At 50.8% G+C, this 6755-nt stretch carries 8 protein-coding genes; 5 read left to right on the top strand and 3 right to left on the bottom strand.

Annotated elements, in window-relative coordinates; all coding sequences use genetic code 11:
* A partial coding sequence (locus tag VFG09_08100; protein HET6515106.1) for a hypothetical protein occupies nucleotides 1-211 on the top strand: 211 nt, incomplete at its 5' end.
* Nucleotides 212-823: 612 nt separating this feature from the next.
* Here the strand turns inward: VFG09_08100 and VFG09_08095 are convergent.
* Nucleotides 824-1540: a PAS domain-containing protein gene (locus VFG09_08095; GenBank protein ID HET6515105.1), complete on the bottom strand. Its 717-nt coding sequence runs from the start codon at nucleotides 1538-1540 to the stop codon at nucleotides 824-826.
* Nucleotides 1541-1928: 388 nt separating this feature from the next.
* Here VFG09_08095 and VFG09_08090 point away from each other — a divergent pair, with 388 nt between their 5' ends.
* On the top strand, nucleotides 1929-3095 hold the full coding sequence (locus tag VFG09_08090; protein ID HET6515104.1) for an LL-diaminopimelate aminotransferase: 1167 nt from the start codon (nucleotides 1929-1931) through the stop codon (nucleotides 3093-3095).
* A gap of 182 nt (nucleotides 3096-3277) precedes the next feature.
* Entirely contained in the window at nucleotides 3278-3733 is a 456-nt protein-coding gene (gene folK, locus VFG09_08085; protein HET6515103.1) for a 2-amino-4-hydroxy-6-hydroxymethyldihydropteridine diphosphokinase, read from the top strand.
* 48 nt (nucleotides 3734-3781) lie between these two features.
* Here folK and hisH read toward each other — a convergent pair whose 3' ends face one another.
* Both hisH and VFG09_08075 read right to left on the bottom strand, forming a co-directional pair.
* Nucleotides 3782-4396, bottom strand: coding sequence for an imidazole glycerol phosphate synthase subunit HisH (gene hisH, locus VFG09_08080; protein HET6515102.1), 615 nt, complete (start codon nucleotides 4394-4396; stop codon nucleotides 3782-3784).
* A gap of 65 nt (nucleotides 4397-4461) precedes the next feature.
* A complete protein-coding gene (locus tag VFG09_08075; GenBank protein ID HET6515101.1) occupies nucleotides 4462-5064 on the bottom strand; it encodes a DedA family protein in 603 nt (200 codons plus the stop codon).
* Between the two features lie 171 nt (nucleotides 5065-5235).
* Here VFG09_08075 and VFG09_08070 point away from each other — a divergent pair, with 171 nt between their 5' ends.
* Both VFG09_08070 and VFG09_08065 read left to right on the top strand, forming a co-directional pair.
* Complete coding sequence (locus VFG09_08070) at nucleotides 5236-6285, top strand: cytochrome c peroxidase (protein HET6515100.1); 1050 nt, start codon at nucleotides 5236-5238, stop codon at nucleotides 6283-6285.
* 107 nt (nucleotides 6286-6392) lie between these two features.
* A partial coding sequence (locus tag VFG09_08065; protein ID HET6515099.1) for a universal stress protein occupies nucleotides 6393-6755 on the top strand: 363 nt, incomplete at its 3' end.

Here is a 6755-nt window from a genome sequence, read left to right as displayed (position 1 = left end):
CATAGCTCTTTGCCGTGAACTCTTGGAGAGTCGCACAATCGTCACAAGGGAAAAGGACAAACCGGAGACCTGGCAGGAACAATTGCTGAGGATCTGTGGCATCGATGTCACCACCTGTCCTTCCTGCAAGAAAGGCAAGATCTCACGGTCGAGTTCTTTCCGCCCTACCAATGCAATAGCCCTCCGGAACAGTGCATCGGAGTGTTTCTAGGATCGCAAATCACAAATGGTCCTGTTTTCGAATGGAACCAATCGATGATCGCACACTGTCTGATAGGTTAAGTTCTGTCTTTTACAGCTGATATGCCGTTCATAGTGGGCGCTAAATCTCTCCTCACGACGGACTCTCGCAGAAGAATGACGCCTATTCGTTCTTGAGGCCTGGCCTGACACTGTCAGAATGGCAAAGTCCTTCCGTTTGCAATTTATTAAAATTTATTAAGGGAGCAAGGACTCCCCTTCATTTCACAGAACCACTCCAACGTCTTTTCATCGTTATAGATTTTATACTTGTGTTTATCATTCCCCTTGACGATAAAGAATCTCCTTCTCGTCTTATCAGACACGTCTTCTTCGATCCACATGTCCAAGATTTCGACAACGGCGATTCTTTCACCACGCATGAAAAAAGCTCGCGGGCTTTCGTCACCCCGATATCCTGAATGAGCTATAACCTTGATATTCTCGTAAGACACGGTATGTTTCTCGACAGCTCTGAGTAATTCTTGAGAAGTATATCAATTATGGGCAGTGCGGTGCAAAGGAAGAAGCTGCCCTCGGCTTGAAACGTGCAAAATGACAAAGTCCCCGCTCTTATAACGAATTATTCCTTTTCCTTATCTTTCCGATTCTCTTTCGCCTCGAGTTCTTCCAAACATGTGGCACAAATGCCGTGGGTGAAGTCAGCTTCGGAATGTCTTCTGACGTAGGTTTCGATTTCGTCCCAATAGCCCTTGTCGTCGCGGACTTTTTTGCACCAGGCACAAATAGGGATCAGCCCCTTCAGTGTCTTGATGTTTGCGAGGGCTTCCTGGAGTTCCGCAATAAGCCTTTCTCTCTCCTCCTCCATGAGCTTCAGGGTCGTGATGTTTTTCGAGACAACACTCACCGCTATCGTTTTCCCCTCGGGTCCCTTAACAGGGCTTAGGGTCCGAAGAAAATACTTGTCGTCCCTCTTGCTTCTGTGTTCATGCTGGGCGGGCTCTGCTGTTTCAAATACTCTCCTGATCTCTTCAACAAAGTTTCTTGTCTCCTCATCGGTGTGAAAATCACCGTACATCCTGCCGATATATTCTTCTCCTCCGAAACCCATCCGTGACATGTGCTTCCTGTTCATATAGAGATATCGGTAGTTTCTGTCTACCAGGTATATCGAGTCATCCGTAGACTCAACGAGGGACCGAAACTTCTCCTCACTTTCGCTGAGTGCCTCCTCAGCGAGTTTGCGCTCTATCTCGAATGCCCTGAACCCCCCGAGTTGCCGGCGCAAAAGCACCAACTCCTTTATGAGTTCATCCTTCGTCTTATCCTCATCGTTCATAGGAGAACCTCGTATTGATTATTGAACATGCCTGCAAATCCATGAATCCCCAGCTCTGTCGAATCGGGTGCATCGCTCTGAAGAATGTCACGGTGCGTTCTGACAAACGTATCACCATAGACGAGCACCGAGAGCTTCGGGTATTTTACCCCTGTGAAAAGGAAATATCAAACGCCGTGACGCGACAGTGATTTCCTTATCAATCGCCTGCCCCGTGGTTCTTCTGTCACAGAGAAGATGGGAAATAGACTTAAGTCCCGGTTATTTAGTAACATAGAGACTCACTGTGACTCCTAACAGAGGCGGAGCGCTCTCTCCCTGCTCTGTGGTTTTCGACACTACTGAGCCGGGACGTTTTCCAGGACAAGATTATCAGGAGAGGATCTTTATGGCGAAATTTGAGTTTGCTGACAGGGTGAAAAACCTTCCGCCCTATCTCTTTGCGGCAATCGACAGGATGAAACAGGAGACCCTGGCAAAGGGGGTCGATCTCATCGATCTCAGCATCGGAGACCCGGATATCCCTACCCCCATGCATGTTGTGAATGCGATGAAGACTGCCGTCCAAAAGCCTGTCCATCACCGTTACCCTTCGTATGAAGGGATGTTGTCGTACCGCGAGGCTGTCGCGAACTGGTACAGGAGGAGATTCTCCGTATCCCTCGATCCTGCGAAAGAGGTCCTCTCACTCATCGGCTCAAAGGAAGGCATCGGTCATATCCCCCTTGCCTTTGTGAATCCGGGAGACGTTGTCCTCGTCCCCTCCCCCGGTTATCCTGTCTACCCCGTGGCGACCCTCTTTGCCGGGGGTATTGGATATATACTGCCCCTTGTCGAGGAGAACAACTTCCTCCCCGACTTCGCAGCGGTCCCCGGGGATGTGCTGAAAAGGGCAAAATTGATGTTCATCAACTATCCCAATAATCCCACCTCTGCGGTAGCACAGAGAGAGTTCTATGAAGACGTTATAGCTATTGCCCGGAGGTATAACATTATCGTCTGCCACGATGCTGCCTACTCGGAGATCTATTATGACGGAAAGCGACCGGTGAGCTTTCTCGAAGTTGAAGGTTCGAAGGAAGTGGGTATCGAGTTTCACTCTCTTTCAAAGACCTATAACATGACGGGATGGAGAATCGGTTTTGCTGTCGGTAACAGCGATGTCGTCGCAGGGCTCGGCAAGATAAAGACAAACCTCGATTCCGGCGTCTTCCAGGCGATACAGGAAACAGCCATCGTGGCCCTTGATACAGATGACAAGGTCCTTTCGGAGATACGGGATACCTATCAGGCTAGGAGGGACGTCCTTTATGGGGGATTGAAGAGTCTCGGCTTCCATGTTGTTAAACCTGAGGCAACATTTTATCTCTGGACTAGGGTTCCGTCAAACTTTGACTCTTCCGGTTTTGTCTCCCATATCCTTGAGGAGGCGGGCGTGCTCGCGACGCCTGGAAATGGTTTTGGAAAGCCCGGTGAGGGATACGTGCGCTTTGCCCTGACTGTTCCTGTCGAGAGGATCAAAGAGGCAGTGGAACGGATTAAGAAGGCACTGTAAACCGGACCAGGCTTGACCTTCTAGCTTGTATAAAACGATCTTCATCGGCAAGGCAGGCAAGGTGAGAAGCCTTGTATCGTGATACCTTTGGTGGTTGCCGGCTGCCGCTGAGTGCTCAATGTAGGAGGTCACTTTCGGGGAAGTCCTCGAAGTACCTCATTGCTCGGCGTTACTCAGTTGATATGCCCACCGCTTACATCGGCATAGGTTCGAACGTCGGCGAGAGAAAAGAGCACTGCCTTCGCGCCCTCGCCCTCTTGTCGGAGGAGGGGATCGCGGTCAGGGCGTGCTCAGCGTTTTATGAGACCGAGCCTTGGGGTGTGAAGGACCAGCCGCGATTCATCAATGCCGCAGCAGAAATAGAGACGAGCCTGGAGCCGCAGGCCCTGCTGAGGCTCCTCAAAGACATCGAAAAGAGAATTGGCAGGGAAGAGACGTACCGATGGGGACCCCGGGTCATAGACCTGGACATTCTCCTGTATGACGACCTCGTGATGGATGAAGAAGGTTTGAAGATACCCCATCCTCACCTCCATGAGAGGAACTTTGTCCTGAAACCGCTTTCAGAGATAGCGCCTGAAAAGGTTCATCCTCTTCTGGGAAAGACCGTGAGGGAACTTCTTGCCGGAAGGGGATGATGTCGGCTCCCGGCATCTCGATGGATGAATGATATGAAGTAAGAGAGGCTAGGCCTTCCGGACGAATTCGCCGAAGCCCTTCAGGATCTTCAGCCCCAACTCTTGACTCTTTTCAGGGTGGAACTGTGTTGCGAAGACATTGTCCTTCCAGATCATGGAAGTAAACTCCCCTCCGTAATCTGTTGTAGTTGCGACGATCTCCCTGTCCTGGGGGACCACGTAGAAGGAATGGACAAAATAAAAATAAGCATTGTCAGGGATACCGTCGAAAATAGGAGGCCTCTTCACGATCGTGAGACTGTTCCATCCCATATGAGGGACCTTCAGACCGGACCGCGTGAATCTCACGACCTTTCCCCTGAAGAGATCGAGGCCTTTACAGACACCGAATTCCTCTGATTCGCTGAAAAGGACCTGCAGTCCAAGGCATATGCCGAGAAAAGGCTTTCCCCTCCTGATGCCCCGGATAATGGAGTCAGTGAGGTTCGCATCGGTGAGGTTCCTGATGCAATCCCTGAAGGCTCCGACACCCGGCAAGACGATCCCTGCGGATTGATCAATGGAAGAGGGGTCAGAGACCACCCTGGCGTCGACCCCTACCTTGAGGAAACCCTTTTCAACGCTCCTGAGATTCCCCATTCCGTAATCAACGATGGCTATCATGGTAAAGTATTTTACCAGAGATCTCCTTTGAGGCGAAACAGGCAGGTTCTGATTGTGAGAAGGGTCTAGCGGGATGCTTTCGGTCTGGACCTCACGTATTTGAAGACAAGATAGAGTGCAAGGGAGATTACCGCGAGAAAGATCGCCACATGGCCGATCCGGGTAATATCCTTTTTTATGATCTGAAAACTGTTACCGGCGACGTAGCCTGCTCCGACCATGAATGCGACAGTAAACGATGCCGAGAGACCGTCGGATGCCAGAAACTTCAGCGGAGACATTCTCATCACCCCTGCGACAAGGAATATCTGGGCCCGCAGTCCGACGAGATGTCTTCCTGCCAATACGACAAGAACTCCCCATCTGTTGAATTTTTGCTCAAGGAGCGAGAGTTTTTGGCGTGATATGATTTTGCGGAACCGCTTATGGGTGACGATCATCCGCCCATATTTTCTTCCCACGAAATAGAGGAAGAGATCGCTGAGCACCACCCCGACATAGACAACGGGCAGAGCGAGAATGGGTTTTATGACATCATTGAAGATGAGAAATCCGCAGAGGATGAGGGTAGTATCCTCGGGAAAGGGGAACCCGATGCCGCCAAGGACAAGAAGGAGAAGGAGTCCAAGATAGGGAAACTGTCCGATAAAGGCTGGTATCTGCGGCATAGGGGAATTATAGCTTACCCGATGAACCGGTGCACAGCCGACCAGGGAGGTACACAACGATGCTGCTTGAGAGACGAAAAGAAGACCTTGTCACGGAAGGCATTGCAGGTCACGCATTTCCGTGATACATTGGAGATAGAGAAACCATCGTTCGCGTCACAAGGAGGCCTTATGATAATCGGGATATTCAAAGAAAAGGGGATCCTGACATTCACACCTTTGATGCTTTTCTTCGTTCTATCATGCTCTGCATTTGGCGCTGACGACGAGGCCCTGATCGCGAAGGCGTCCCAGGTCCTCGGTCCTTTGCCGGAATCTATGCCGTCAGCGGAGAACCCGATAACCCCGGAGAAGGTTAGACTCGGCAAGATGCTCTTTTACGAACCGAGGATCTCTGTCGACGGAACGGTGAGTTGTGCAAAATGTCATCCTATAGCGCTCTATGCCGTCGACGGGCTGCGAAAATCAGTGGGCCACAATTGCAGGGAAAACCCGAGAAACGACCCCACGGTCTTCAATGCGGCAAGCCAGATCTCTGCGCACTGGATAGGGAACCGGACGAGCGTTGAAGACCAGGCGAAACAAGCCATCATAGGGCCTCCCTCCTTCGGCATGCCATCCTATGAATCGGCCGAAAAGATCCTCCGGTCCTATAAGGAATATAGAACGCTGTTTCAAGCCGCATTTCCTTCGGACAAGGAGCCGGTGACGATCGACAACTTTGCAAAGGCGGTCGGAGCCTTTGAGAGGACATTAATTACCCCTGCTCCCTTGGAAGGGTTTCTCAAAGGCAACAAGAATGCAATGACGGCTCAACAAAAAAAGGGACTCGAGGCGTTTATGGGCCAGGGCTGCGCAGGATGTCATTCCAGTCCTTATGTCGGAGGACAGATGTATCAGAAGTTCGGCCTTTTTGAACCTTATGAGAAATACACAAAGAGTGAAAAGGTGGATGAAGGCAGGTACGCCGTCACAAAAAACGAGAGCGATAAATTTGTCTTTAAAGTGCCTGTGTTGAGGAACGTGGCCATGACCCCTCCGTACTTCCATGATGGCTCGGTCGATAAGCTGACAGAAGCCGTATGGATCATGGGGAAGATCCAGTTAGGCAAGGACCTTTCAAAAGAACAGGTACAGGACATCGTCTCATTTTTGGATGCCCTGACGGGAAAGATTCCTGAAGATGCACGAACAGTTCCCCTGTTGCCTTCAAATCAGTAGCGGGCAAGAAGGGCAGCCGGCGGGGAGACAAGACTTCATCATCGTTCAACTTCCGGCTCTCGATCGAGATGGGGCAGTATTTTTTCAGTGAACAGAAAGGAGGAGGCATGATTTCAAAGATACTTGTTCCTACAGACGGCTCAGAGAGCGCAAAGAAGGCCGTACGATATGCGGCGGATCTCGCAAAACAGACAGGCTCCACGATAAGGCTGATCAGCGTAGTAGACAAGAGTCTCTACGCTTCTCAATTAGTCTCTGCTGTTGCAGCCCCGACGCACCTAATAGAGCCGATCGAAGATTATCTGTGGCAGGCTGCCGAGGCCTGTCTCGACGACGCCGAAAGGCTGTGTAAGAGAAGCGGTGTTCCGTCAAAGAAGGTTGTCAGAACGGGCTATCCGGTGGATGCGATTGTAAGAGAGGCAGAAAGATCAAAGGCTGACCTCATCGTCATAGGGTCTCATGGCAAGAGC

The sequence above is a fragment of the Thermodesulfovibrionales bacterium genome (genome assembly GCA_035686305.1).
GTDB lineage: Bacteria > Nitrospirota > Thermodesulfovibrionia > Thermodesulfovibrionales > UBA9159 > DASRZP01.
Note: the sequence above shows the minus strand (reverse complement) of the source record. Positions and strands in the feature narration are given on the sequence as shown.

Excerpts from the sequence above, each read along its gene's own strand:
- VFG09_08095 (HET6515105.1), bottom strand. The coding sequence starts at position 1,540 with ATGAACGATGAGGATAAGACGAAGGATGAACTCATAAAGGAGTTGGTG.
- VFG09_08090 (HET6515104.1), top strand. The coding sequence starts at position 1,929 with ATGGCGAAATTTGAGTTTGCTGACAGGGTGAAAAACCTTCCGCCCTAT.
- folK (HET6515103.1), top strand. The coding sequence starts at position 3,278 with ATGCCCACCGCTTACATCGGCATAGGTTCGAACGTCGGCGAGAGAAAA.
- hisH (HET6515102.1), bottom strand. The coding sequence starts at position 4,396 with ATGATAGCCATCGTTGATTACGGAATGGGGAATCTCAGGAGCGTTGAA.
- VFG09_08075 (HET6515101.1), bottom strand. The coding sequence starts at position 5,064 with ATGCCGCAGATACCAGCCTTTATCGGACAGTTTCCCTATCTTGGACTC.
- VFG09_08070 (HET6515100.1), top strand. The coding sequence starts at position 5,236 with ATGATAATCGGGATATTCAAAGAAAAGGGGATCCTGACATTCACACCT.